Origin of the sequence: Vogesella sp. EB, from assembly GCF_001037925.1 — a bacterium.
GTDB classification, from domain to species: Bacteria; Pseudomonadota; Gammaproteobacteria; order Burkholderiales; family Chromobacteriaceae; genus Vogesella; species Vogesella indigofera.
Genome location: NZ_LFDT01000005.1, coordinates 84,079 through 108,742 on the forward strand (window position 1 = coordinate 84,079; position 24,664 = coordinate 108,742).

The window sequence follows — 24,664 nt, forward strand, 5'->3', positions numbered from 1 at the left end:
ATGCACGACAGACAACAGGCTACACCCGCTATCCGTCGTCAGCAAGCTGCGCTGCAACATGCGACGATAACAAAAACGCCACGAGGCAGACTCGTGGCGTGGCGGCAAAGCCGGGGCAAGGCGCGACCGCTTACTCCAGTCGCGGCAGCAGGCACTTCTGCCGCAGCAGCGGCTCCACCGCCTCTGCCGACACCGGCTTGGACAGCAGGTAGCCCTGCACCTGGTGGCAGCCTTCCTGTGCCAGGAACTGCCACTGCTCCACCGTCTCTACCCCTTCCGCCACCACCTGCATGTTGAGGTTTTTCGACATGTTGATGATGGCGCGGGTAATCGCGGTATCGTCCTGATCGCCCGGAATGTCGCGCACGAAGGAGCGGTCGATCTTCAGCTTGTCGGCCTTGAAGCGCTTGAGGTAGGCCAGACTGGAATAGCCAGTGCCGAAGTCGTCGATCGACATGCGGATGCCCATCGCCTGGATGGCGCGGATGGTCTGCACCGTCGATTCCAGGTCGTCCATGATCACGCTCTCGGTCACTTCCACATCGAGGCAGCTGCCCGGCAACTGGTACTCGGCCAGCGCGTCCTGCAGCAAGCCGACCAGATCTTGGTGACGGAACTGCAGCGCCGACAGGTTGACCCCCACCGTCATCAGCGGCAGCCCCTTGCCGTGCCATTCCGCGATCTGGCGGCAGGCTTCGCGGATCACCCAGTTGCCGATCTGCACGATATAGCCGCGTTCCTCGGCGACATCGATGAAGTGCAGCGGCCCCAGCAGCCCCAGCGTCGGATGGTTCCAGCGGATCAGCGCCTCGGCGCCGATGATGTTGCCGCTGCTCATCTCCACCTGCGGCTGGTAGTGCAGCACGAACTCGTGGCGGTCGACGGCGTGGCGCAGCTGGCTTTCGATGGCCAGGATCTCGCGCGCACGGGCGTTGAGATCGGCGGTGTAGAACTTGTAGTTGTTGCGACCGCTGGACTTGGCGTGATACATCGCCGCGTCGGCATTGCGCACCAGGGTGTCGAAATCGCGGCCATCGTCCGGGAACAGGCTGATACCGATACTGGCGGTGATCGCCAGCGAGTGGCTGTAGACGTCGATCGGCGCGGCGAACTCGGCGAGGATGCTTTCCGCCACATGCACCGCATCGGCGGCATCGTTGATCAGCGGCAGCAGCACCAGGAACTCGTCACCACCCTGCCGCGCCACCACTTCGCCGGCACCCAGCACGCGGCGGATGCGCTCGGAGGCGATCTTCAGCAGGATGTCGCCGGCGGCATGGCCCAGCGATTCGTTGATGGTCTTGAAGCGGTCTAGATCGAGCAGCAGCACGCCGAGCTTGCCGTTGTCGTGGGAGGCGTTCTGGATCGCCAGCAGCGCGCGATCCTGCAGGTGGCCGCGGTTGGGCAGGCCGGTGAGCACGTCGAAGTGAGCCAGGAACTGGATGCGCTCGTCGGCAGCCTTGCGCTCCGACTGGTCGCTGAAGATCGCCACGTAGTGCGTCACTTCGCCAGCCAAGCTCTTCACCGCATTGATCGCCAGCCACTCCGGGTACACCTCGCCGTTCTTGCGGCGGTTCCACACTTCGCCCTGCCACTGTCCCTGCTCGTTGAGCACCGACCACAGGCTGTCGTAGAACTCCTTGTTGTGGCGGCCGGAGCTGAGCACCGTTGGCCGCTGGCCCAGCACTTCGTCCTGGCCGAAGCCGGTAATCTCGGTAAAGGCGCGGTTGACGCTGCGGATGCAGACCTGCGCATCGGTGATCATGATGCCTTCGGCGGTGTTCTCGAACACCTTGGCCGCCAGCTGCATGCGCTCTTCCGCGGCACGGCGCTCGGAGATGTCGCGCACCATGCGCCACACCGCAGTGATGCGACCGTCGGCGTCGCGCATCGCCACCGTCTTGACGCTGACCGGGATGGCGCTACCGAGTCGGTTGATGTACTCGACCTCGAACTCGTCGCAGAAACCGAAGCGCATCACCTTGTTGTCGAGGTTGTAGCGCTCCACCGCCTCGCTGTTGTCGGAGACCACCTTCCAGAAGTTCTGCAGCTTGAGCTGGTCGAGGCTGTAGCCGATCAGGCTGAGGAAGGCGGGGTTGGCGTCGATCACCTGCCCTTCCAGCGAGCTGATCACGATGCCGTCCAGATTGGACCAGAACAGCTCGCGGTACTTGTTTTCGGAGCGGCGCAGCGCGTCTTCCACTTCGCGGCGGCGTTCGATGTCCGCCTCCAGCGCCAGCGTCTTGGCCTTCAGCTCGTCGATTAGCCGCTTCAATTCGGCGCGCATCCATTCCAGATGCTTGCCGACGGTGCCGATCTCGTCCTGGCGTCCCCACTGAAACGGCTGGTCGAGCTTCAGTGCGGCCAACTGTGTGGCCTGCTCCGACAGCTGGCGGATCGGCTTCAGGAAGCGCGAGTTGAGGATGCTCATGATCAGCACGATGGACAGCAGCAGCTGCGCCGCCACGATCAGCAGCAGGTCCTTCAGCTGGTTTTTCTGGGCAATGCCCAGATGCTCGGTGTCGAACTCGATGTTGACCTGGCCGATTTCCTCGCCGCGATAGACCACCGGTTTCTGCACGAAGGCCACGCCACCGATACGGCGTTCGCTGCGCAGCGCGGACAGGAAGATGGTATTGGACTGGGTGTCGGAAACGCGGACCGAAATGATGCGTTCGTCGTCCATCACCGACGATACCAGCGGTGCACCGGCCTGGCGGCTGAGGTTCCACAGCGGCTCCTGCATCCCCAGCGCCACGATCTCCAGCAGCCGGTTCTGGTCGACCGCCAGCTGCGTCTCCATCTTGTCGCGCTGCAGGTTGAAGCTGAGGAAACTGATCAACAGGGCGGGAAACAGCAGGCCGAGCACAACGGCAATCAGGAATGCCTGGCGCAGCGACAATCTGCCGCCAGGCTGGGAGTAATCAAACGTTTCTGCTTGTCTTGTCATATATCGGGTTGCCGCAGGGCTGCCACATTATTTTATTTTTAAGAAAAGCCTGACTGTTACCAAGCCAGTTCATTTGCCGCTCGCCACGGGTGGGGCGCTTGCAGGCCTGCAGTGACGACTGCAACGTGAATCCGCTTATGCGCCTGCGCTACAATCGTCGTACCGGATCATTGTGTCTCAGCGGCAAAGCGACTGCAAATGTTTGCCATCGCGCAGCGCAGCACGAGCCTGCTGCCGCTTTGCCTTACAATTATGCTTTATCGCGCGCGCCGGCAGCCGCAGGCGGGTTGTCGAAAGCGCACGGCGCTGCCTACAATCGCCGGCAATTATTTACAGGGTCACACACCAATGTCGCATCGTCATTACGACCAACTCATCACCGCACGCTGGATTATTACAGTAGAACAAGATGGTGTCATTCTTGACAACCACTCGCTGGCGATCAGCGATGGCCGCATTGTTGCCATTCTGTCGCCGGCAGAAGTCGCCGGCGTCAGCGCCAACGAACACCTGAACCTCGACAACCACGTGCTGATGCCGGGCCTCGTCAACCTGCACGGCCACTCGGCGATGACCCTGTTGCGCGGCATGGCCGACGACAAGGCGCTGATGGACTGGCTGCAGAACCACATCTGGCCGGCAGAGGGCAAGCACGTCAGCGATGCCTTCGTGTTCGACGGTGCGCTGCTGGCGATGGGCGAGATGTTCCGCAGCGGCACCACCACCATCAACGACATGTACTTCTTCCATGCCGCGATGGCGCGCGCCGCGCTGGCCGCCGGCATGCGCACCTTTGTCGGCTGTTCGATCCTGGAATTCCCGACTGTCTACGCACAGAACGCCGACGACTACATCAGCAAGGCGATGACCGAGCGCAGCCAGTTCCTCGGCGAGGAGCTGGTGACCTTCACCCTGGCACCACACGCTCCTTATACCGTAGCCGACGACACCTTCCGCAAGGTGGTGACGCTGGCCGAGCAGCAGGACATGCTGATCCACTGCCACATCCACGAGACCATGGATGAGGTCAACGGCAGCGTCGAGCAATACCAGCAACGGCCGCTGGCACGGCTGGCCAATCTGGGCCTGCTGTCGCCGCGCCTGATTGCCGCGCACATGGTGCACCTCACCGACGCCGAAATCGCGCTGGTGGCCAAGCACGGCGTGTCCATCGCGCACAATCCGACCTCCAACATGAAGCTGGCGTCCGGCATCGCCCCGGTACAGAAACTGCTGACCGCCGGCGTCAACGTCGGCATCGGCACCGACGGCGCGGCATCGAACAACAAGCTGGACATGCTGTCCGAAACGCGCATGGGCGCGTTGCTGGCCAAGGTCGGCACCCTCGACCCGACCGCGGTACCGGCCGCCACCGCCATCCGCATGGCGACGCTGCACGGTGCCCGTGCACTGGGCATCGAGCACAAGGTCGGCAGCATCGCCGTCGGCAAGCAGGCCGACCTGATCGCCGTCGATCTGGCCCAGATCGAGACCAGCCCCAACTTCGACCCGATCTCGCACATCGTCTATGCCGCCGGCCGCGAACAGGTCAGCCATGTGTGGGTCAATGGTCGCAATGTCCTGCGCGAGCGCAAGCTGACCACGCTGGACGAAGCAGAACTGAAAGCCCGCGCCGACAGCTGGCGCGTCCGCATTCTCGGAAATTAAGGAACCAGCATGAGCAACGTTGACGAACAGGAACTCGACAAATTCAGCCAGATCGCCCACAAGTGGTGGGACATGGACAGCGAGTTCAAACCGCTACATGAGATCAACCCGCTGCGCCTCGACTTCATCGACCAGCATGCGGCCCTGGCCGGCAAGGCGGTGCTGGATGTCGGCTGCGGCGGCGGCATCCTGTCTGAAAGCATGGCCCACTACGAGGCCAGCGTCACCGGCATCGACCTCGCCAAGAAATCGCTGAAAGTGGCGCAGCTGCACAGCCTGGAATCCGGCGTCAGCGTCAGCTACCGCTGTGTCGCGGTGGAAGACCTCGCCGCCGAGGCGCCAGCGAGCTTCGACGTGGTGACCTGCATGGAAATGCTGGAACACGTGCCGGATCCGCAAAGCATCGTGCGCGCCTGCGCGCAGCTGGTGAAGCCGGGCGGCTGGGTGTTCTTCTCCACCCTCAACCGCAATGCCAAGTCCTACCTGCTGGCGGTGCTGGGTGCCGAGTACGTGCTGAACATGCTGCCGAAAGGCACGCATGAGTACGCACGCTTCCTCAAGCCGTCGGAGCTGTCGCGCATGGCGCGCAACGCCGGACTGGGCGTAGAGACGCTGGCCGGCATCGGCTACAACCCGCTGACCCGCGTCTACAGTCTCAATGACGACACCGACGTCAATTACCTGATGGCCACCCGCCGCCTCGCCTGAGGCCGCCCCGGCCTGCGGCCAACCTCAAGGTTGGCCGCAACCGTCTGGACAACATGACCGCACCCCTGCTCTCCCCACCGCTACCCCCCGCCGCCATCCGCTGGCTGCACGCGCTGGACATCAGCGATCGCCCGACGCTGGCGCAATACGGCGCCGCGCGCGCCTATGCCCTGCTCAAGGCCGCTGGCCACACCGTGACACTGAAACTGCTGTACGCGCTGGAAGCGGCAATCCGCGGCGTGCACTGGTCGCAGCTGGACGATGACGACCGCCTGTGGCTGCGCACGGCGCTGGCACAGTTGCCGCCGCAACGACCGTTGCCGCCGCTGGCCGAGCGGCAGCGCTTCATGGCGCTGGCGCGCGAACTGGCGCAGCAGGCGGCCGCGGAAGGCGAGGTGCCGGTCGGCGCGGTGGTGGTCAGGAATGGCGAGGTGATCGGGCGCGGCTACAACCGTCCCTGCGCCAGCCACGACCCGTCGGCACACGCCGAGATGCTGGCGCTGCGCGACGCTGCGGCCAACCTTGGCAACTACCGGCTGGCCGGCTGCCAGCTCTACGTCACGCTGGAGCCGTGCCCGATGTGCAGCGGCGCCATCCTGCACGCGCGCATCGACCACGTGCTGTTCGGCGCCCTTGATGCCAAGACCGGCGCCGCCGGCAGCGTGCTGAACCTGTTTGCCGAGACTAAACTGAATCATCAGACCGCCATCGATGGCGGCATCGACGCCGAAAGCTGTGCCGGCCTGCTGGCCGACTTTTTCCGCCAGCGCCGCCACACCGCCAGGAAGGACGCGTGATGAAACGGCTATTGCTACTGCTGCTGTGCTGCAGCGGCAGCCTACTCGCCAGCCCGGCCGACTTCATCCTGCAGCAGCAGGACGCAGCGCTGGTGGCTGCCCATGCCAACCGCCTCAATCCCGGCCAGCCGTGGCTGCATGTCAGCGTCGACGAGCAGTCGCTCACCCTTTACGACCAGCGCGGCCTGCCGCAGAAACGCTACACCGTGTCCACCGCCAAAAACGGCGTCGGCGAGCGCGTCAACAGCTACCAGACCCCGCGCGGCTGGCACCGGGTGTGCGAACGCATCGGCGATGATGTCGCCGCCGACACCATCATCTACCGGCGCAAGGTGACACCGTGGAAATACACGCCGCAACTGGCTGCCGAAAACCCGGACAAGGACTGGATCCTGACCCGCATCCTGTGGCTGTGCGGCATGGAGCCGGGCAAGAACCAGGGCGGCGAGGTCGACAGCTATGACCGTGCCATCTACATCCACGGCGCCGGCCAGCACGTGCCGTTCGGCACGCCGACCTCGCGCGGCTGCGTGCGCATGCGCAACGAAGACGTGATCGAACTCTACAACCTGACCGCCAACGGCATCGACGTGCTGATCAGCGAAGAAAACTAGCCATGCTCAACCTGACCACCCCGGCCCTGCTGTTTCCGGCCATTTCCCTGCTGCTGCTCGCCTACACCAACCGCTATCTGGCCTTGGCCAGCATCATCCGCAATCTGTATGACGACTATCAACAGACCCCCAGCGACAAGCTGGTCCGGCAGATCGGCAATCTGCGCCGCCGCATCGCGCTGATCAAGTGGATGCAGAGCATGGGCGTGGGCAGCCTGTTCCTGTGTGTGGTGGCCATGTTCCAGATCTACACCGGTTGGCCGCAGGCGGCACAGATCACCTTCGGCACCAGCCTGCTGCTGCTGATCAGCTCGCTGGGCATGTCCTTGCTGGAGTTGCGCATGTCGACCGACGCGCTGAACATTCTGCTGTCCGACTTGGTTGCCGCCGAACGCGCGCGCGACAAGAGCCCACGCTGACGCGGCGGACAGGCAAAAAAAAACCTCCCCAGCCTAGTGGGGAGGTAACACCCGTGTCGTACCTGCAAGGTTCCCGATGGAACACGCAATAACAAGCGACGTTATTGCTCTTGAAGCAGCTGTCTCAACCATTTCCTTGCGAGCCACTTATGATGTTAGCCCCTCATGATCCTCGCCCGGCCCTGATTTAAACAAGCGTTTGAATCGTAAGGTGAGGTGCGTTTTCACGCAAGTGCTTTTTTGGCGCCGGCGGCGAAAACGGGTGATTTTGCAACACGCGGCGCGTGCGGCGCTGCCGCGCCGGGGCGCCGGTTTGATGCTAGAATGCGGATACAGTCCGATTGCCGGACAATATAAAGTTTACAGCGCGTACCGCAACGCCCCCAGTCGAATTCATCAGGAGCTTTAATGAGCTTCAAGGCCAACGATTCCCTCACCGAACAGATTGCCCGCTTTCTCGGCAACCAGATCATCACCGGCAACATGCTGCCCGGCGAACGCATCCAGGAACTGCGCATTGCCGCAGAACTGAACGTCAGCCGCGGCTCGGTGCGCGAGGCCTTGCTGATCCTGCAGCGCCGCCACCTGGTCGACATCTACCCGCGCCGTGGCGCCATTGTCGCCAGCATGACCGCTGGCGACGTGCGTGATTTCTTCGAGCTGTGGTTCGTGCTGCTGGAGCAGGCGGTATCGCATCTGGCGCACAACTGGCAGAACGATGACCTCGCCGACTTCTTCGAGCTGATGACCGCACTGGGCGAGTGCAACCGCAACGACGATCTCGACGGCTTCTACCGCCACGGCGTCAGCTTTCTCGGTGCGCTGTACCAGCATGCCGGCAACCGCTACCTGGCGCAGACGTTGCACGACCTACTGCCGCTGTCGCAGCGCTGCCTGTTTGCCATCCTGCGCGCCGGCAAGAGCCGCATCGAACAGACCCACGACTTCCTCGACGGCCTGCTGCAGGCGATCATCGCCCGCGACCAGTCCAGGCTGCGCCAGATGATCCAGCAGTTCGGCCACGACTACAGCCAGCTGGCGCAAGCCTCGGCCACGGCACTCGGTGCCGACGGCAGCTAAGCCGCAGCAGCCATGAAAAAGGCGGCCTCGCGGTCGCCTTTTGCTTGCTCACGCCGTGTCAGGCACGGCGCCGGTAATCGACAAAGCGGTACACCAGCCCGTTGGCCGCGGTCTGCGCCGGCTGCGGCGTGGCCAACCACTCCTCGTCATGCCACGCCGGGAAAGTGGCATCACCGGCCACCTCCAGCTCGATATGGGTCAGCCGCAGCTGGTCGGCCAGCGGTAGCGCCTGGCGGTACAGCTCGGCACCGCCGATCACGCACACCTCATCAACGTTGGCCGCCAGTGCCAGCGCCTCCTCCAGCGAGTGCGCTACCGCCACGCCCTCGTGCTGCCAGTCGGGCTGGCGGGTAATCACGATGTTCAGCCGGCCGGGCAAAGCGCGACCGATGGAATCGAAGGTCTTGCGCCCCATGATCACCGGCTTGCCCAGCGTCACCGCCTTGAAGTGTTTCAGGTCCTCCGGCAGATGCCATGGCAGGGTGTTGTCGATGCCGATCACGTTGCCGCGCGCCATCGCCGCCACCAGGGTCAAGGTTGGCCGCACGCTCATACCGCCACCTCCGCCTTGATATGCGGATGTGGGTCGTAGCCCTCCAGCGTAAAGTCCTCGAACTTGAAGGCAAACAGGTCGCTGACCTCCGGATTGATGCGCATCGTCGGCAACGGCCGCGGTTCGCGCGTCAGCTGCAGTTGCGCCTGCTGCAGATGGTTGCTGTACAGGTGGGCATCGCCCAGCGTGTGCACGAAGTCGCCCGGCTTGAGGCCGCACACCTGCGCCACCATCATGGTCAGCAGCGCGTAGCTGGCGATATTGAACGGCACGCCGAGGAAGATGTCCGCCGAGCGCTGATACAGCTGGCACGACAGCTTGCCGTCGGCCACGTAGAACTGGAACAGGCTATGGCACGGCGGCAGCGCCATCTCGTCCACCAGCGCCGGGTTCCACGCCGACACAATAAGACGGCGCGAATCGGGGTTGCGCCGGATCATGTCCAGCAGGTTGGCGATCTGGTCGATGTGGCGGCCATCCGGGGCCGGCCAGCTGCGCCACTGGTAGCCGTATACCGGTCCCAGGTCGCCATTTTCGTCGGCCCACTCGTCCCAGATGCGGACGCCGTTTTCCTGCAGGTAGCGGATATTGGTGTCGCCGGACAGGAACCACAGCAATTCGTGAATGATGGAGCGCAGGTGGCACTTCTTGGTGGTCACCAGCGGAAAACCGGCGGCGAGGTCGAAGCGCATCTGGTAGCCGAATACCGAACGGGTGCCGGTGCCGGTGCGGTCGGACTTGTCAACGCCGTGCGTCAGCACGTGCTGCATCAGGTCGAGATACTGTTTCATGACAGCGCCTGTAAATTGAATGCGCCAATTCTACTATCAACCGCAGGCGACGACACCAGCCGCGCGGCGCGCAGAGCACAGGCAAATGCGCTACCATCGCGCATCGAATCACTAACCCACAGGGTCACATCACCGCGCCATGGCTGAAGACTCAGACAAGGAAGACCGCACCGAGTCACCCTCGGCGCGGAAACTCGAACAGGCGCGCGAGGACGGCAACGTCCCGCGCTCGCGCGAGCTGAACACCTTTGCCGTCACCATGGCAGGCCTGGCCCTGCTCATCGCCACCGGCGGCCAGCTGTTCGCCGCCATGAAGGAAAGCATGATCGCCTGGTTTACCTTCAACCAGGAAAGCCTGCGCGACCCGTTGGTGATCATGGAGCGGCTGCGGCAGAGCGTACAGGACACCCTGCTGCAAATGGCGCCGCTGCTGGGCGGGCTGTTGCTGGTGGCGGCGCTGACACCGCTGCTGATCGGCGGCTGGAACTTCACCAGCAAGGGCTTCATGCCCAATTTCGGCAAGCTCAACCCGCTCAGCGGCATCAAGCGGCTGTTCTCGGTCAATGCCGCCACCGAAGGGCTGAAGGCGGTACTGAAAAGCGCACTGATCGGCGGCGTCGCCACCTGGGCAATCTGGAACGAGCGCGACGAGCTGATGGGGCTGATCAGCATGCCGCTGGATGGCGCGCTGCTGAAGCTGGTGGCGCTGATGGAGCACACCTTTCTGATGGTGGTCGGCGCCATGCTGCTGCTGGTGGTGCTGGATGTGCCGTTCCAGCTGTGGCAGTACCACAAGAACCTGCGCATGACCAAGGATGAAGTGAAGCAGGAATACAAGCAGCAGGAAGGCTCGCCCGAGGTCAAGGGCCGCATCCGCCAGCTGCAGCGCGAGGCGGCACGCAAACGCATGATGCAGGAGATCCCCAACGCCAACGTAATTGTTACCAACCCGACTCACTACGCCGTTGCATTCAAGTATGATGAAGAGATGGCCGCGCCGGTACTGATCGCCAAGGGCAGCCTGAAGCTGGCCGAGCGCATCATCAACGCCGGACAGGAGCACCGCATCGCCATCCTGCGCGCGCCCAGTTTTGCCCGCGCGCTGTACTTCAACGTCGAGCTGGGCGAGCAGATTCCGTCGCAGCTGTATACCGCTGCCGCGCAGGTGCTGGCCTATATCCACCAGCTGAAACACTTCGAGCAAACCGGCGGCCTGGCCCCGGTGTTCCCCGAGCAGCTGGACGTCCCTGCCGAACTTGACCCCGAAAGCAAACGCCAGCAACATACGCCGCCAAAAACCTAACGCAGCACGTCATCGCAACGAGGCATGAACACACTGCAGGACTTCCTGAAAAAGATTGATCTGAACACCCTGGCAGGCCCGGTCCTGATCATCCTGGTTCTGGCCATGATGGTGTTGCCGCTGCCGCCGGTGCTGCTGGACATCTTCTTTACCTTCAATATTGCCGTCTCCATCATCGTGCTGATGGTGGGTATCAACACGCGCGAACCGCTGGAATTCTCCTCCTTTCCCTCGGTGCTGCTGATCACCACCCTGCTGCGCCTGTCGCTGAACGTGGCCAGCAGCCGGGTGATCCTGCTGGAAGGCCATAACGGCTCCGCCGCCGCCGGCGCGGTGATCGAATCCTTTGCCCACTTCCTGATCGGCGACAACGTTACCATCGGCATCGTGGTGTTCATCATCCTGACCATCATCAACTTCGTGGTGATCACCAAGGGTGCCGGCCGTATCGCCGAAGTCTCGGCCCGCTTCGCGCTGGACGCGATGCCCGGCAAGCAGATGGCGATCGATGCCGATCTCAACGCCGGCCTGATCGGCGAGGACGAGGCGCGCACCCGCCGCGCCAAGATCGGCGAAGAAGCCAACTTCTTCGGCTCGATGGACGGTGCCTCCAAGTTCGTGCGCGGCGATGCCGTGGCCGGCATCATGATCATCGTGATCAACATCGTCGGCGGCCTGATCATCGGCATCGTGCAGCACGACCTGCCGGTGGCCGAGGCCGCCGAAACCTATACCCTGCTCACCATCGGCGACGGCCTGGTGGCGCAGATCCCGGCGCTGATCATCTCCACCGCCGCCGGCATGGTGGTGGCACGCGTCGGCACCGAAAAAGGCCTGTCGGAACAGCTGCTGGGGCAGATGTTCGCCAACCCGACGGTGCTGTACCTCACCGCCGCGGTGATCGGCATGCTGGGCCTGATCCCGAACATGCCGCACGTCGCCTTCCTGATGATCGCCGCTATCCTCGCCGGCAGTGCCCGCTGGCTGGAAATCAGCGCCGCGCGCCGTGCCACGCAGCCGGCCGAAATCGAAGTGCTGCCACCGGCGGTGCTGGACCAGCCGCTGACCGAAGTCAGCTGGAAAGACGTGCAGCCGGTCGATGCCCTCGGGCTGGAGGTCGGCTATCGCCTGATCCCGCTGGTCGATCGCGAGCAGGACGGCGAGCTGCTGCGCCGCATCCGCGGCATCCGCAAGAAAATGGCGCAGGAACTCGGCTTCCTGGTGCCGCCGGTCCACATCCGCGACAACCTGGAAATCCGCCCCAATGCCTACCGCATCCTGCTCAAGGGCGTGGAGGTGGGCAGCGGCGAGGCCTTCGTCGGCCAGTTCATGGCCATCAACCCCGGCCAGGTCAGCGGCGAGCTGCAAGGCACCCCGACGACCGATCCGGCCTTCGGCCTGCCGGCGATCTGGATCGACGCCAGCAAACGCGACGAGGCGCAGACGCTGGGCTATACCGTGGTCGACGCCAGCACCGTGGTCGCCACCCACCTGTCCAACCTGCTGCAGACCCACGCCGCCGAACTGCTCGGCCGCGAGGAAGTGCAGGCGCTGATCGACCATCAGGCCAAGGAAGCGCCGAAACTGATCGAGGACCTGGTGCCGAAGGTGGTGCCGATCGGCACCCTGCAGAAAGTGCTGCAGCAGTTGCTGACCGACGGCATCCACCTGCGCGACTTCCGTACCATCATCGAGACGCTGGCCGATCACGTCGGCGTCACCGCCGACATCGACGAGCTGACCTCGGCGGTGCGTACCGCGCTGTCGCGCGCCATCGTGCAGCAGCTGTTCCCCGGCGAGCAGGAGCTGCCACTGATGACGCTGGACCCGCAGCTGGAAGGCATCCTGCTGCAGGCGGTACAGAGCAAGGGCGGCGGTCTGGAGCCGGGTCTGGCGGAAAACCTGCTGGCCAATGCCGCAGAACAATCGGAACAAGTCGAAAACCAGGGCTTTAATCCCGTATTATTGACCCCACCGGCATTACGGCCTTTGCTGGCACGCTTTCTGCGCCGCGCCCTGCCGCAGTTACGCGTGATTTCGCATAATGAAATACCGGACAGCAAATCCATTCGTATAATTGCGGTGATCGGGGGGAGCAAAAGCTAACGCATCATGGTGGTCAGAAAGTTCTACGGCAAAACAACACGGGATGCGCTACGCCAGGTTCGCGAAGAACTGGGCGCCGATGCGCTGATCCTGTCCAACCGCCCTACCCTGGGCGGTGGCGTAGAGATCATGGCCGTCGCCGATGCCGATGTTTCCGCGCTGGCCACCACCCTGACACCGCCGTCGCAGCCGAAACACCCGCCACGCAATGCGCCGACACCGTCACCGGTGCCCGCGCCTGCCGCCGCTGGCGGCAGCATGAACCGCGCCATCGCCCGCACCTACGCGATGCCGGTGGAGCCGCTGGAAGCGCCTGCGGTGCCGACACCGCCGCCACCACCGCAGGCGAAAGCCAGCACCGAACCGAAACCCTTCCTCGCCCATGTGCAGGGCAACAGCCCGCCACCGAAGGCGGCGCCACAGCCGCAAGCGGCACCGGCCCGGCCTGCGGCCAACGTTGCCAGCAGCAACGATGCCGAGCGCGAGCAGATGGCGCAGGAATTGAAACAGATCGGCGACGAAATCAAGCAGCTGCGCAGCCTGCTGCAAAGCCAGCTGGCCGGTTTTGCCTGGTCGGACATGGAGCAGCGCACGCCCAACCGTGCTGAGCTGTTCCGCCACCTGCTCACCGCCGGCTTCAGTTCGACGCTGATCCGCCAGCTGACACAGAAGCTGCCGCCGCAGTACGAAGGCGATGTCGCACAGAAGTGGGCGCGCTCGGCGCTGATCCACAACCTGAAGTGCATGGATCCGCAGCACGACCCGATCGAGCGCGGCGGCATCTATGCGCTGGTCGGCCCCACCGGCGTCGGCAAGACCACCACCGTCGCCAAGCTGGCCGCCCGCGCCACCATGCGCCACGGCGCGCAGAACGTGGCGCTGATCACCACCGACACCTACCGGATCGGCGCCCAGGACCAGCTGCGCATCTACGGCAAGATCCTCGGCGTGCCGGTGTTCTCGGTGCAGAACGAAGGCGACCTGCAGCTGACGCTGGCCGATCTGGCGCAGCGCAAGATCGTGCTGATCGACACCGTCGGCATGGGCCAGCGCGACGCGCGGGTGCAGGCACAGCTGGACATGTTCAACCAGACCGGCCGCCCGGTGGAGCGCCTGCTGCTGCTGGCCGCCAACGCCGACGGGCACACGCTGGAAGACGTGGTACGCCACTACCGCGGCGACGGCCTCGCCGGTGCCATCCTGTCCAAGATCGACGAGGCACTGATGCTGGGGCCGGGGCTGGATGTCGTCATCCGCCACCGCCTGCGCCTGTTCTACGTCACCAACGGCCAGCGCGTGCCGGAAGACATCCACGCCGCCCATGCCGAGCTGCTGATCGACCGCGCGCTGCGCGCCGCGCAGCTGGCCTCGCCGTTCAATCCGGAAAGCGATGAAATGGCGATGCTCAATGCCGCGCAGTCCGGCTGGCTGTCATGAGCGTGCTGGATCAGGCTTCCGGCCTGCGCCGCCAGGCGCTGCACGACTACCCGCCGTCCTTCGCCTTTTTCGGCGCCGACCACTGCGGCCAGAGCACCGTCGCCGGCGAGCTGGCGGCGGCGCTGGCGCTGCAACGGCAACGCCCGCTGCTGATCGAGCACCACAACGGCCAGCAACTGGCGCGCCGCCTCGGCTTGCCGGCTGCCGGCACGCTGGGCAGCGTCGCAGTCAGCCTCGGCGATCTCAACGAACTGATGGTCAGCAACCGCCACGGCCTGACCCTGGTCAACCTCGCCGCCAGCGTCGACGAGCGCACGCGCCTGTCACCGCGCATCTGGCGCCGCCTGATCAACGAGTTCGCGTCGGTGGAACAGGACGCGGCGCTACTGCTGCTGGATACCCCGCCGCTGAGCGAAGACCCCGGCCCCTGCTGCATCGCCGACAACCTGGTGCTGGTGCTGACCCCGTCCTCCGACAGCCTGATGGGCGGCTACGCACAGCTGAAACGGCTGGCGCAGGACTACGCGCGCCGCCGCTTCAACGTGCTGGTCAACCGTGCGGCCAACTTTGACGAGGCGCAGGCGATCTTCAGCCGCCTGCAGCGCGTGGCCGGCGACTACCTGCCGGTCGGCCTGCGCTGGGTCGGTTTCGTCCCGGATGACAACACCATCAGAAAGAGTCAGACTTTACGGCGCCCGGTGGTGGAGGCGTTTCCGGACAGCGAGGCGGCGCACGCCTACCTGCAGCTGGCGCAGATGCTGCCGCAGTGGCACGCGCCCGACGACGACACCCCGCGCGGCAGTTATCTCGAACATCTTTTAATGACAAGCAAAGCGCTTGCAGATTTGACAGGTCATTAAATATGGCAGTAGCAAACAAATGGCAGGCCTATCAGCAGCACAGCCAGCGCGAAACCATCGACATCAACCAGCACGCGCCGCTGGTCAAGAAGCTGGCCAGCATGATGATGGCGCGCCTGCCGGCCAGCGTGGACATCAACGACCTGATCCAGGTCGGCACCATCGGCCTGATCGAGGCCGCGCGCCAGTTCGACAGCGCGCAGGGCGTGCTGTTCGAAACCTTCGCCAGCCAGCGCATCCGTGGCGCGATGCTGGACGAGCTGCGCCGCGAGGACTGGCTGCCGCGCCAGGCGCGACGCAATGTGCGCCAGATCGAAAGTGCCATCCACCAGCTGGAACAGCAGCTGGGACGCAGCCCGGCGGAAGGCGAGATCGCCGACAGCCTGTCGCTGCCGCTGAGCGACTACCAGGCGATGCTGGCGGAGTGCAAGGGGCTGACCCTGGTGCACTTCGAAGACTTCCACGATGACGAAGGCAATGGCAGCAAGCAGATCGACAACATCGTCGACAGCGACGCCGCCACCCCGCTGGACAACCTCGCCGAAGACCACTTCCGCAGCGCGCTGATCGACGCCATCAAGCTGCTGCCGGAGCGCGACCAGCTGGTGATGAGCCTGTACTACGAGCAGGACCTCAACCTGAAAGAAATCGGCGCCGTGCTGGGCGTCTCCGAATCCCGCGTCTCGCAGCTGCACAGCCAGGCCATCGCCCGCCTGCGCACGCGCCTGCGCGACTGGACCTGAACCCGCCACGCGTACGGAAACCATAGCCTGTGGATAAAATTAGCCTCATTGCCATCATCGGCGGCCTGACCGCCATCCTGGCCGGACAAGCGCTGGAAGGCGGCCACATCGGCTCGCTGATCCAGGTCACCGCCTTCATGATCGTCATCGGCGGTACCTTCAGCGCGGTGATGCTGCAGTCGACGCCGAAGCAGTTCCTCACCGGTCTGCGCATGGCCGGCTGGGTGCTGCGCCCGCCGGTACACGACCAGGAAAAACTGATCCGCGACCTGGTCAGCTGGAGTCAGGCGGCACGGCGCGGCGGCCTGCTGTCGCTGGAAGGCTATATCAACAACCAGAAAGACCCGTTCGTGCGCAAGGGACTGCAGATGCTGGTCGACGGCGCCGAGCCGCAGATCATCCGCGACGTGCTGGAGACCGAGATCGGCATCTTCGAGCACGCGCGCAAGCAGGCGGCCAAGATCTGGGAATCCGCCGGCGGCTACGCGCCGACGATGGGCATTCTCGGCGCGGTGCTGGGCCTGATCCACGTGATGGAAAACCTGTCCGACCCGTCCAAGCTCGGCGGCGGCATCGCGGTCGCCTTCGTCGCCACCGTGTACGGCGTCGGCATCGCCAACCTGTTCCTGCTGCCGATCGCCAACAAGCTGAAAAATCTGATCAGCCTGGAGGTCAACCTCAAGGAGCTGACGCTGGAAGGGCTGATCGCCATCGCCAACGGCGAGAATCCGCGCATCATCGAAGCCCGCCTGCGCAGCTTCCTCGGCCTCAACGACTGAGGCCACTTGGCTAAGGCATGGCGGCCAAGCTTGTGCCGCATCGCAGACAAAAACCCCCGCCAGCGGCCGCCGGCGGGGGTTTTGCGTTGCAAGGTTGGCCGCAACGGTGGCGGCGCGGCTATCAGTAACCCAGCCCCATCGCCTCGCGCACTTCCTTCATCGTCTCGCGGGCCACCAGTTCCGCCTTGTGGCAGCCCTCGAACACGATCTCCTTGACCAGGTTCGGGTTGGCCAGGTACTTCTCGGCGCGCTCGAACATCGGCTGCTGCTCGCGCACCACCGCCTCGATCACCGGCTGCTTGCAGTCCAGGCAGCCGATGCCGGCGCTGGTACAGCCGGCCTTCACCCACTGTTTGGTGTCGTCGCTGCTGTACACCTCGTGCAGCTGCCACACCGGGCACTTGTCCGGATTGCCGGCATCGGTGCGGCGCACGCGGGCCGGGTCGGTCGGCATCGCGCGGATCTTCTTGCTGACCTCTTCCGGCGTCTCTCGCATGGTGATGGTGTTCTTGTACGACTTGGACATCTTGTTGCCGTCCAGCCCCGGCATCTTCGACGCCGCGGTCAGCAGGGCCTCACTCTCCGGCAGGATGATCTTGCCCTTGTTTTCCAGATAGCCCTGCAGCCGCTCGCGGTCGCTGTTGCCGAGGTTCTGGCTGGCGGCCAGCAGCTCGCGCGCGGCCAGCAGCGCCTCGCCGTCGCCATCCTGCAGGTAGCGGGTACGCAGCTGCTCGAACTGCTTGCCAGCCTTGCCGATCTTCTTCACCGCCGCGCGGGCCAGTTCCTCGAAGTTCGGCTCGCGGCCGTACAGGTTGTTGAAGCGGCGCGCCACTTCACGCGTCAGCTCGATGTGCGGCACCTGGTCTTCGCCGACCGGCACCAGCCCGGCCTTGTACACCAGGATGTCGGCGGCCTGCAGCAGCGGATAGCCGAGGAAGCCGTAGGTGGCCAGATCCTTGTGGTTCAGCTTGTCCATCTGGTCCTTGTAGGTCGGCACCCGCTCCAGCCAGCCCAGCGGCGTCACCATCGACAGCGCCAGGTGCAGCTCGGCGTGCTGCGGCACCTTGGACTGGATGAAGATGGTGGCCTGTTCCGGATCGACACCGGAGGCCAGCCAGTCGATCACCATTTCCCAGATCGACTTCTCGATGATGGCGACTTCGTCGTAGTTGGTGGTCAGCGCGTGCCAGTCGGCGACCATGAAGTAGCAGTCGTGGCGGGTTTGCAGCTCGACCCAGTTCTTGATCACGCCGTGGTAGTGGCCCAGATGCAGGCTGCCCGTCGGGCGCATGCCGGAAAGAATGCGGTTGGCAAACATGGTGTGTCGGGTTCCGTGAGTGACAGGTTAAGGCTCAGAGCAAAAAGCCGAGCAGCTCGTAAACCATGGTGGTAAAGGGACGCAGGATCGGGGACAGCAGGCCGGTAAACACCAGTGCCAGCAGGATCCACATGCCGTACGGCTCCAGCCGCGAGAAGTTGTAGGCCAGCCGGTGCGGCAGCAGGCTCTCCACGATGCGGCCGCCGTCCAGCGGCAGGATCGGCATCAGGTTGAGCACCATCAGCACCACGTTGATGCCGATACCGGCCTGGCTCATCAGCGCCAGCGGCCGGCTGTAGTCGTTGTCCATCACGATGGCGAGCTTGAGCAGCAGCACCCACATGATGGCCATCACAAGGTTGGCCGCAGGACCGGCGGCGGCCACCCAGCGCATGCCGACACGCGGATTGCGCAGCGCGCCGAAATTGACCGGCACCGGCTTGGCCCAGCCGAACAGGAAACCGCCGATCACGACCGACAGCAGCGGCAACAGCACGGTGCCGACCGGGTCGATGTGTTTCAGCGGGTTGAGCGTCATGCGCCCCATCATGTAGGCGGTGGCGTCGCCAAAGCGCTTGGCGGCGTAGGCGTGGGCGGCTTCGTGCAGGGTGATCGCCAGCAGCACCGGCAGTGCGTAGATGGCGATCTTCTGGATCAGGTTCAGTTCTTCCAAGAGGGTTTCCTTGTCGGGTTACAGGCCCAGCAGCGCCGGGTCGCCCTTGCCGCGGCGGATCAGCTCGATGCCGTCGGTCATGTCGATCACGGTGGTTGGCTCGGTGCCGCACCAGCCGCCATCGATCACCAGATCGACCAGATGTTCCAGCCGTTCGCGGATTTCGTAGGGATCGGTCAGCGCCTCGGCGTCGCCCGGCAGCAGCAGGGTACAGGACAGGATAGGCTCGCCCAGTTCTTCCAGCAGCGCCAGCGTCACCGGATGATCCGGCACGCGCAGGCCGATGGTGGCGCGCTTGGGGTGCAACGTGCGCTTGGGCACCTCGCGGCTGGCCTGCAGGATGAAGGTGAAGCTGCCCGGCGTCGCCGCCTTCAGCTGGCGGAACTGTGCATTGTCCACCCGCGCGTAGTTGGCCAGTGCCGACAGGTCGGCGCAGACCAGGGTCAGGTGGTGCTTGAGGTCGAGCTGGCGGATCGCCAGCAGCCGCTCCATCGCCTTCTTGTCGCCAAGATGACAACCCAGCGCGTAACAGGAGTCGGTGGGATACACCACCACCCCGCCCTCGCGGATGATCTTGGCCGCCTCGCGGATCAGTCGCGCCTGCGGCGTTTCCGGGTGGATCATGAAAAATTGCGACATCGGCTACTCCTCAACGTTGGCCGCAGCGCGGTGGATGCATGGCGCCAGTGCCTGCCAGATCGGCTGGCAGATCGGCGGCAGGTCGGTGGTGCTGCCGACATCGCGGCCGCCCTCGCCCGGGGCATGAAAATCGCTGCCGGCGCTGGCGTACAGGCCGTGCTTCTGCGCCACCAGCGCGAAGCGCAGCATGTCGTCCAGGCTGTGGCTGCCGCTGACCACTTCCAGCGCCTCGCCGCCGGCGGCCTTGAAATCGGTCACCAGCCGCTCGATCAGGGTGCGGCCCATGTCGTAGCGGCCGGGATGCGCAATCACCGCCATGCCGCCGGCGCCGCGGATCCAGCCGACCGCATCTTCCAGCGTCGCCCACTCGTGCGCCACGTAACCGGGCTTGCCGGTGGTCAGGTATTTGCGGAACACGCTCTTGACGTCCTTAACCTCGCCGCTTTGCACCAGATAGCGGGCAAAGTGGGTGCGGCCGATCATCTCCGGATTGGCCGCCAGCCGCATCGCGCCGTCGAAGACGCCGGGAATGCCGATCTTGGCCAGCGATTCGCCCATCTGCCGCGCGCGCTCGACGCGACCGTCGCGGATGGACTGCAGCCCGGCGCACAGCGCCGCGTTGTCCGGGTCGATGCCGAGGCCGAGGATGTGCACGGTGTGGCGCGCGTTCCACGTCACCGACACCTCGACACCGTCGAGGAAATCGACGCCGGCGGCCAGCGCCGTGGCGCGTGCCTCGGCGAGGCCAGCGGTGCAGTCGTGGTCGGTCAGCGCCAGCAGGCTGGCCTCGCGCGCCGCGGCACGCCGGATCACCTCTGCCGGCGGCAGGCCGCCGTCGGAGGCGGTGGAATGAAAGTGCAGGTCGATGCTCGCCATGTCAGTTACCGGGCTTGGCCGCCTGGCGTGTCGCTTCGCGCGCCTGCCAGTCCGCCAGTTGGCGGCGGTAAAGCTGCACCGCCGCATTGTAGGTGTCCCACACGCAGGGATCGCAGCCGCTGCCGCAGCACATGTCGTCGCTCGGCGCTTCCGGTGCCTCCGGCATCGGGTCGAACACGTCGTCCGTCACACTCACGCCGCGATCACCTTGATCTCGAAGCCGTCGCCGGACACCACTTGCCCGGCGCGGATCTTGTTGGTCTTGCGCAGCTCGACCTGACCGTCGACCAGCACATTGCCGTCGGCAATGAACTGCTTGGCGATGCCGCCGGTCTCCATGATGCCGGTGGTCTTGAGCAAATCACACAACGCGATGTATTCACCGCGCAATTCAAAGATTTCGTTCATGTTCTGCACACTGTCTTTTGACAGCCTTGTGAGTGGCCTGTGCATAAGCGGCACAAGCCATTGATCAAATTAGTCATTTTCACGCTGCCCATTTTTTGGGCAATCACGCCAGACTTTCCACACCGCGACGGGACAGGGCTGTTGAGTGGCTGTGGACAAGCGCCACAAGCTCCTGATCAGACAGGGAAAAGTCGCGGCTGTTCAAAAATTGGGCAGCTGCGGCAGCCACTGCTGCAGCGCGCGCCACGCTGCGGCCAACCTTGCCTGCCGCGTCCCGGCCAGCAGCAGCGGCGTGACGCCGGCGTCGGCCAGCGCCTGTTGATACAGGCCGAACAGCCAGTCGCGCTGCTGCGGATGGCTGCGCAGCGGGTCCGGCTGCCACGGGATGTCGGGACAGGCCAGCAGCGTCAGCGCGTAGTCCTGCGGCCGGTCCAGCGCCAGCAACGCCGGCTCGGCGGCGCCGAACGCCACCTCGGCCCAGATGCGGCAGGTCAGCACCGTGGTGTCGCACAGCAGCACGCGGGCGCCACTGGCCGCGGCGGCGGCTTCGGCCGCCAGCTGGCCGCGGGCAATCGCCAGGATGTCGGCGGGGCTGACGTGGTAGGCGCGCGCGGCGTAATACTGGCGCGCGTACTCCGGCACCCACGCGGCGGCGATACCCTGCGCCTGCAAGGCGGCACCCAGCTCGGCGGCCAACGTGCTCTTGCCGCAGGACTCCGGCCCGACAATGGCAAGCCGTAACGGCACGGGATAAGTCGGCAACATAAGCCGCCATTATACGCTGTGCACCGGCCACACGGAAAACGCCCACACGCTGCGGGGACAGCAGTGTGGGCGGCATGTGTACGCGCTGTGGACAACTGCGCTAACTGACTGATGGCAAAGGGCAAGCCGTGCGCTGCACAAAAAACAGGCAGTGGCGGCGATTTACCCACGGCCGGACTGCATAGCGCTGTGGGCGGCCTGTGGACAAGCGGCACAAGCCCTTGATCCGGCAGGCGGAAAAAGACGGCGCCTGTTTTTTAGGCAGCCGGCGTCAGCTCGCCGCGGCAGTCTTCCGCCAGTCGCGCACGAACTTCTGCGGGACTCAGCGGCTGCGACAGCAGCCACAGCAGCTTGGCCTGCGCCGCCTCCGGCGTCATGTCGCCACCGGCCACCGCACCGGCCTGCGCCAGCGGCTGGCTGGCCGCGTAGGCGCCAACCGCCACCGCGCCACGCACGCACTGCGTCAGGTTCAGTACCACGCAGCCCCTGGCGCTGGCGGCCTTTACCCCGGCCAGCAATTCGGCGTCGGCCGGGGTGTTGCCGTTGCCGTAGCTGAGCAGGATTGCCGCGTCGGGCGTGTCCTGCGCCAGCCAGCGACCGAACGCCGCCGCCATCGCGCCGGGCAGCAGCATGCCGCAGCGGATGTCGGGGCTGGCCGGCAGCTGCGGCCGGAACGGGCCGCTGGCCTGGCGCCAGCCGGCGCGGTGCCACTGCGGCTGGATGCCGAACTGCGCCAGCGGCGGCGCATTGGGGCTGTCGAAGCCGGCAAAGCTGGCGGCGTCCAGTTTGCGCGCACGCACGCCGCGCAGCAGCAGGCGGTTGAAGCTGATCGCCACCTCGTGCAGCTCGCTCTGGCAGGCGGCCTCGATCGCGTCGGCGAGGTTGCCCCAGCCGTCGCTGCGCGGATGCACCAGCGGCAGCTGCGAGCCGGTGACCACCACCGGCTTGGCCAGCCCCTGCAGGCAGAACGCCAGCACGCTGGCGGTATAGGCCATGGTGTCGGTACCGTGGATCACCACAAAGCCGTCGAAGGCGTCATGGTTGGCCGCAATATCGGCCACCAGCCGCTGCCAGTCGGCCAGCGTGATCGCCGACGAGTCCAGCAGCGGCGCGTATTCGCGCACCTCCCAGCTCACCCCGTCGCGCGCCAGCCGCGCCAGCTGTTGCGGCAGGAAGCCGGGCACCGGCGCCAGCCCCTCGGGGGTGTGGTCCATGCCGATGGTGCCGCCGGTATAAAGAATGAGCAGTCGCTTCATCACAGGTACTCCTGACAACAATGACTAAATGATAGGCGTCGCCCGCGGTGGCGGGCCGACGGAAAAACGGCGTGGCTCCGTGCCGGAGGCCACGCCGCTGGTGACGGTTACAGATTGTGCACCAGGATGCCGGCGATCAGCGCCGGCGCCACGTAGCGGCAGAAGCCGCGCATCGCCCGCAACCAGGCCGGCACCCGCTCGCCGGCGGACAGCTCGGCCTCGATCACCGGCCACACCTTCCAGCCGACGAAGATCGCCAGCAATACCTCGCCCACCGGCATCAGCAGCTTGGAGGTGAGGAAGTCGAGCAGGTCGAAGAAGCCGAGGCCGAACACGGTGTACTCGCTCCAGATACCCAGCGACAGCGACGCCGGAATGCCGAGCAGGAACACCAGCAGCGACACGCCCAGCGCCGCCGCCTTGCGGCCAACCTTGAACTCGTCGATCACGAAACTGACCACCACCTCCAGCAGCGACACCGACGAGGTCAGCGCCGCCACCAGCAGCAGGAAGAAGAACAGCACCGCAAACAGCTGGCCGCCCACCATCTGCGCGAACACCGCCGGCATGGTGATGAAGGTCAACCCCGGGCCGGCCGACGGATCGAAACCGAAGGCAAACACCGCCGGCAGCACCATCAGTCCGGCAAGGAAGCAGGTCAGCACCGTCAGCGCGATCACCCACAGCGAGGAGCTGAGCAGGTTGGCCTCCTTATCGACGTAGGAGCCGTAGGTGATCATGATGCCCATGCCCAGCGACAGCGAGAAAAACGCCAGCCCCATGGCATCGACCAGCATGCTGCCGCTGACCTTGGAGAAGTCCGGGGTCAGGAAATACAGCAAGCCTTCCATCGCACCGGGCAGGGTCAGCGCGCGCGCGATCAGCACCAGCATCAGCACGAACAGCGCCGGCATCAGGAATTTCGACAGGTTCTCGATGCCCTTCTGCACGCCGCCGATCACCACCGCCAGCGTCAGGCCGGCAAACAGCCCGTGATACAGCAGCGGCAGCGCCGGATCGGTGATGAAGCCGTTGAAGATATCGCCCAGCACCTTGGCGTCGGAAGTCAGGATCTCGCCGCCGAACGACTTGCCGATATAGGCGATGGTCCAGCCGCCGACCACACTATAGAAAGAGTAAACCAAGAAACACACCAGCACGCCGACGAAGCCGACCAGCGGCCAGCGACCACCGCGCAGATCGCGGAAGGTGCCGACCGCGCTGTTGCCGGCGGCGCGGCCGAGTGCCATTTCGCCCAGCATCAGCGCGAGGCCGACACTGAGACAGATCAGGAAGTAAATCAGCAGGAACGCCCCGCCGCCATTGGTGGCGGCCACGTAGGGGAATTTCCAGATTGCGCCCAGGCCGATGGCCGAGCCGGTTGCTGCCAGGATGAAACCGAGGCGCGAGCCCCATTGAGATCTAGCCATACATCACTTCTTTTCAAAAACGGAACGAAAACCGCCGGCGGATAGCCGGCTGCGCAAGAAACCGCCAGGTCGGTGAACCGGGCGACTCGTCTGGCGCTCGTTGCAGCCGCCGGCCGGCATGATTGCTGCCGGTTGACGGATGACTGCAGCCGGGTAGGCTGTCCGTCGCGGGCCAGGCAGGCGCAGTACCGGTTGACTGCGCGCCGCCGCCCGCTCGGGAAAGAACGCATGGCCTTGTCAGAAAGCCACGACCGCCCGCGGCCATGTCGGCAGGGGCGGTCCTGTATACGGAATACAATCGGCGAAAATACCATGTCTTCCGGCGCAGGGAAACCGCTGGCGGCCACGGCTGCGTTGCAAGCCGCACCCGCTATGCGTATACTCTGCGCTCGCCTTGTGCGGGTGTAGCTCAATGGTAGAGCAGAAGCTTCCCAAGCTTACGACGAGGGTTCGATTCCCTTCACCCGCTCCATGACCGCCCTCCCCCTTTG

24 protein-coding genes and 1 tRNA gene are annotated in these 24,664 nt (G+C 64.9%); 13 read left to right on the forward strand and 12 right to left on the reverse strand.

What is annotated here, in order from left to right:
- Window positions 1-130: 130 nt before the first annotated feature.
- The gene (locus ACG97_RS04655) at window positions 131-2,950 is read right to left on the reverse strand and encodes an EAL domain-containing protein (protein WP_047966170.1); all 2,820 of its coding nucleotides are present in this window, start codon (window positions 2,948-2,950) and stop codon (window positions 131-133) included.
- A gap of 348 nt (window positions 2,951-3,298) precedes the next feature.
- On the opposite strand from ACG97_RS04655, the gene ACG97_RS04660 reads away from it, so the two are divergent.
- From ACG97_RS04660 to ACG97_RS04685, 6 genes are all read left to right on the forward strand, one after another.
- Complete coding sequence (locus ACG97_RS04660) at window positions 3,299-4,618, forward strand: TRZ/ATZ family hydrolase (RefSeq protein WP_047966171.1); 1,320 nt, start codon at window positions 3,299-3,301, stop codon at window positions 4,616-4,618.
- A 9-nt stretch (window positions 4,619-4,627) separates the two neighbouring features.
- A complete protein-coding gene (gene ubiG, locus ACG97_RS04665) occupies window positions 4,628-5,326 on the forward strand; it encodes a bifunctional 2-polyprenyl-6-hydroxyphenol methylase/3-demethylubiquinol 3-O-methyltransferase UbiG (protein WP_047966172.1) in 699 nt (232 codons plus the stop codon).
- A gap of 53 nt (window positions 5,327-5,379) precedes the next feature.
- The gene (gene tadA, locus ACG97_RS04670; RefSeq protein ID WP_047966173.1) at window positions 5,380-6,123 is read left to right on the forward strand and encodes a tRNA adenosine(34) deaminase TadA; all 744 of its coding nucleotides are present in this window, start codon (window positions 5,380-5,382) and stop codon (window positions 6,121-6,123) included.
- A complete protein-coding gene (locus ACG97_RS04675) occupies window positions 6,123-6,737 on the forward strand; it encodes a L,D-transpeptidase (protein ID WP_053068069.1) in 615 nt (204 codons plus the stop codon). Before tadA ends, ACG97_RS04675 begins: the two co-directional genes overlap by 1 nt.
- Before the next feature lie 2 nt (window positions 6,738-6,739).
- Window positions 6,740-7,156 (forward strand): DUF2721 domain-containing protein, encoded by a 417-nt coding sequence (locus ACG97_RS04680; protein ID WP_047966174.1) that lies wholly within the window; start codon window positions 6,740-6,742, stop codon window positions 7,154-7,156.
- Between the two features lie 408 nt (window positions 7,157-7,564).
- The gene (locus tag ACG97_RS04685; RefSeq protein WP_047966175.1) at window positions 7,565-8,236 is read left to right on the forward strand and encodes a GntR family transcriptional regulator; all 672 of its coding nucleotides are present in this window, start codon (window positions 7,565-7,567) and stop codon (window positions 8,234-8,236) included.
- Window positions 8,237-8,294: 58 nt separating this feature from the next.
- Here the strand turns inward: ACG97_RS04685 and ACG97_RS04690 are convergent, their stop codons facing one another.
- Window positions 8,295-8,789, reverse strand: coding sequence for a dihydrofolate reductase (locus ACG97_RS04690; protein WP_047966176.1), 495 nt, complete (start codon window positions 8,787-8,789; stop codon window positions 8,295-8,297).
- Window positions 8,786-9,580, reverse strand: a complete 795-nt coding sequence (locus ACG97_RS04695; RefSeq protein ID WP_047966177.1) for a thymidylate synthase — start codon at window positions 9,578-9,580, stop codon at window positions 8,786-8,788. Before ACG97_RS04695 ends, ACG97_RS04690 begins: the two co-directional genes overlap by 4 nt.
- A gap of 139 nt (window positions 9,581-9,719) precedes the next feature.
- Between ACG97_RS04695 and flhB the strand changes: the two genes are divergently transcribed.
- The 6 genes from flhB to ACG97_RS04725 are packed head-to-tail and all read left to right on the forward strand — an operon-like array spanning window position 9,720 to window position 16,808.
- Window positions 9,720-10,883, forward strand: coding sequence for a flagellar biosynthesis protein FlhB (gene flhB, locus ACG97_RS04700; protein WP_047966178.1), 1,164 nt, complete (start codon window positions 9,720-9,722; stop codon window positions 10,881-10,883).
- A 24-nt stretch (window positions 10,884-10,907) separates the two neighbouring features.
- Complete coding sequence (gene flhA / locus ACG97_RS04705) at window positions 10,908-12,989, forward strand: flagellar biosynthesis protein FlhA (RefSeq protein WP_047966179.1); 2,082 nt, start codon at window positions 10,908-10,910, stop codon at window positions 12,987-12,989.
- A gap of 6 nt (window positions 12,990-12,995) precedes the next feature.
- Window positions 12,996-14,426, forward strand: coding sequence for a flagellar biosynthesis protein FlhF (flhF, locus tag ACG97_RS04710; RefSeq protein ID WP_047966180.1), 1,431 nt, complete (start codon window positions 12,996-12,998; stop codon window positions 14,424-14,426).
- Window positions 14,423-15,286 carry a flagellar synthesis regulator FleN gene (locus ACG97_RS04715; protein ID WP_202902700.1) on the forward strand — a complete coding sequence of 288 codons (864 nt, stop codon included), beginning with the start codon at window positions 14,423-14,425 and terminating at the stop codon, window positions 15,284-15,286. The genes flhF and ACG97_RS04715 overlap by 4 nt, the downstream gene beginning before the upstream one ends.
- A 2-nt stretch (window positions 15,287-15,288) precedes the next feature.
- The gene (locus ACG97_RS04720; RefSeq protein ID WP_047966181.1) at window positions 15,289-16,029 is read left to right on the forward strand and encodes an RNA polymerase sigma factor FliA; all 741 of its coding nucleotides are present in this window, start codon (window positions 15,289-15,291) and stop codon (window positions 16,027-16,029) included.
- A 29-nt stretch (window positions 16,030-16,058) separates the two neighbouring features.
- Window positions 16,059-16,808 carry a flagellar motor protein gene (locus ACG97_RS04725; protein ID WP_047966182.1) on the forward strand — a complete coding sequence of 250 codons (750 nt, stop codon included), beginning with the start codon at window positions 16,059-16,061 and terminating at the stop codon, window positions 16,806-16,808.
- A gap of 121 nt (window positions 16,809-16,929) precedes the next feature.
- Here the strand turns inward: ACG97_RS04725 and ACG97_RS04730 are convergent, their stop codons facing one another.
- From ACG97_RS04730 to ACG97_RS04770, 9 genes are all read right to left on the reverse strand, one after another.
- Window positions 16,930-18,126 carry a tryptophan--tRNA ligase gene (locus tag ACG97_RS04730; protein ID WP_047966183.1) on the reverse strand — a complete coding sequence of 399 codons (1,197 nt, stop codon included), beginning with the start codon at window positions 18,124-18,126 and terminating at the stop codon, window positions 16,930-16,932.
- Window positions 18,127-18,160: 34 nt separating this feature from the next.
- Window positions 18,161-18,799 (reverse strand): site-2 protease family protein, encoded by a 639-nt coding sequence (locus ACG97_RS04735; RefSeq protein ID WP_047966184.1) that lies wholly within the window; start codon window positions 18,797-18,799, stop codon window positions 18,161-18,163.
- A gap of 18 nt (window positions 18,800-18,817) precedes the next feature.
- Window positions 18,818-19,438 carry an L-threonylcarbamoyladenylate synthase gene (locus ACG97_RS04740; protein ID WP_047966185.1) on the reverse strand — a complete coding sequence of 207 codons (621 nt, stop codon included), beginning with the start codon at window positions 19,436-19,438 and terminating at the stop codon, window positions 18,818-18,820.
- 3 nt (window positions 19,439-19,441) lie between these two features.
- Window positions 19,442-20,314, reverse strand: coding sequence for a 3',5'-nucleoside bisphosphate phosphatase (locus tag ACG97_RS04745; protein ID WP_047966186.1), 873 nt, complete (start codon window positions 20,312-20,314; stop codon window positions 19,442-19,444).
- Between the two features lies 1 nt (window position 20,315).
- On the reverse strand, window positions 20,316-20,510 hold the full coding sequence (locus ACG97_RS04750; RefSeq protein WP_238377258.1) for an oxidoreductase-like domain-containing protein: 195 nt from the start codon (window positions 20,508-20,510) through the stop codon (window positions 20,316-20,318).
- Window positions 20,507-20,722, reverse strand: a complete 216-nt coding sequence (locus ACG97_RS04755) for an RNA-binding S4 domain-containing protein (protein WP_047966253.1) — start codon at window positions 20,720-20,722, stop codon at window positions 20,507-20,509. The genes ACG97_RS04750 and ACG97_RS04755 overlap by 4 nt, the downstream gene beginning before the upstream one ends.
- A gap of 201 nt (window positions 20,723-20,923) precedes the next feature.
- On the reverse strand, window positions 20,924-21,469 hold the full coding sequence (locus ACG97_RS04760) for an AAA family ATPase (RefSeq protein ID WP_238377259.1): 546 nt from the start codon (window positions 21,467-21,469) through the stop codon (window positions 20,924-20,926).
- 275 nt (window positions 21,470-21,744) lie between these two features.
- Window positions 21,745-22,743, reverse strand: coding sequence for an asparaginase (locus ACG97_RS04765; RefSeq protein ID WP_047966188.1), 999 nt, complete (start codon window positions 22,741-22,743; stop codon window positions 21,745-21,747).
- A gap of 107 nt (window positions 22,744-22,850) precedes the next feature.
- Window positions 22,851-24,173 (reverse strand): sodium-dependent transporter, encoded by a 1,323-nt coding sequence (locus tag ACG97_RS04770; RefSeq protein WP_047966189.1) that lies wholly within the window; start codon window positions 24,171-24,173, stop codon window positions 22,851-22,853.
- A gap of 398 nt (window positions 24,174-24,571) precedes the next feature.
- Here ACG97_RS04770 and ACG97_RS04775 point away from each other — a divergent pair.
- Window positions 24,572-24,645: transfer RNA gene (locus ACG97_RS04775), tRNA-Gly, on the forward strand.
- Window positions 24,646-24,664: the final 19 nt, after the last annotated feature.

Bases quoted from the DNA above. Each gene is read 5' to 3' on its own strand.
- ACG97_RS04655 (WP_047966170.1), bottom strand. From the start codon at position 2,950: ATGACAAGACAAGCAGAAACGTTTGATTACTCCCAGCCTGGCGGCAGA.
- ACG97_RS04660 (WP_047966171.1), top strand. From the start codon at position 3,299: ATGTCGCATCGTCATTACGACCAACTCATCACCGCACGCTGGATTATT.
- ubiG (WP_047966172.1), top strand. From the start codon at position 4,628: ATGAGCAACGTTGACGAACAGGAACTCGACAAATTCAGCCAGATCGCC.
- tadA (WP_047966173.1), top strand. From the start codon at position 5,380: ATGACCGCACCCCTGCTCTCCCCACCGCTACCCCCCGCCGCCATCCGC.
- ACG97_RS04675 (WP_053068069.1), top strand. From the start codon at position 6,123: ATGAAACGGCTATTGCTACTGCTGCTGTGCTGCAGCGGCAGCCTACTC.
- ACG97_RS04680 (WP_047966174.1), top strand. From the start codon at position 6,740: ATGCTCAACCTGACCACCCCGGCCCTGCTGTTTCCGGCCATTTCCCTG.
- ACG97_RS04685 (WP_047966175.1), top strand. From the start codon at position 7,565: ATGAGCTTCAAGGCCAACGATTCCCTCACCGAACAGATTGCCCGCTTT.
- ACG97_RS04690 (WP_047966176.1), bottom strand. From the start codon at position 8,789: ATGAGCGTGCGGCCAACCTTGACCCTGGTGGCGGCGATGGCGCGCGGC.
- ACG97_RS04695 (WP_047966177.1), bottom strand. From the start codon at position 9,580: ATGAAACAGTATCTCGACCTGATGCAGCACGTGCTGACGCACGGCGTT.
- flhB (WP_047966178.1), top strand. From the start codon at position 9,720: ATGGCTGAAGACTCAGACAAGGAAGACCGCACCGAGTCACCCTCGGCG.
- flhA (WP_047966179.1), top strand. From the start codon at position 10,908: ATGAACACACTGCAGGACTTCCTGAAAAAGATTGATCTGAACACCCTG.
- flhF (WP_047966180.1), top strand. From the start codon at position 12,996: ATGGTGGTCAGAAAGTTCTACGGCAAAACAACACGGGATGCGCTACGC.
- ACG97_RS04715 (WP_202902700.1), top strand. From the start codon at position 14,423: ATGAGCGTGCTGGATCAGGCTTCCGGCCTGCGCCGCCAGGCGCTGCAC.
- ACG97_RS04720 (WP_047966181.1), top strand. From the start codon at position 15,289: ATGGCAGTAGCAAACAAATGGCAGGCCTATCAGCAGCACAGCCAGCGC.
- ACG97_RS04730 (WP_047966183.1), bottom strand. From the start codon at position 18,126: ATGTTTGCCAACCGCATTCTTTCCGGCATGCGCCCGACGGGCAGCCTG.
- ACG97_RS04740 (WP_047966185.1), bottom strand. From the start codon at position 19,438: ATGTCGCAATTTTTCATGATCCACCCGGAAACGCCGCAGGCGCGACTG.
- ACG97_RS04745 (WP_047966186.1), bottom strand. From the start codon at position 20,314: ATGGCGAGCATCGACCTGCACTTTCATTCCACCGCCTCCGACGGCGGC.
- ACG97_RS04755 (WP_047966253.1), bottom strand. From the start codon at position 20,722: ATGAACGAAATCTTTGAATTGCGCGGTGAATACATCGCGTTGTGTGAT.
- ACG97_RS04765 (WP_047966188.1), bottom strand. From the start codon at position 22,743: ATGAAGCGACTGCTCATTCTTTATACCGGCGGCACCATCGGCATGGAC.
- ACG97_RS04770 (WP_047966189.1), bottom strand. From the start codon at position 24,173: ATGGCTAGATCTCAATGGGGCTCGCGCCTCGGTTTCATCCTGGCAGCA.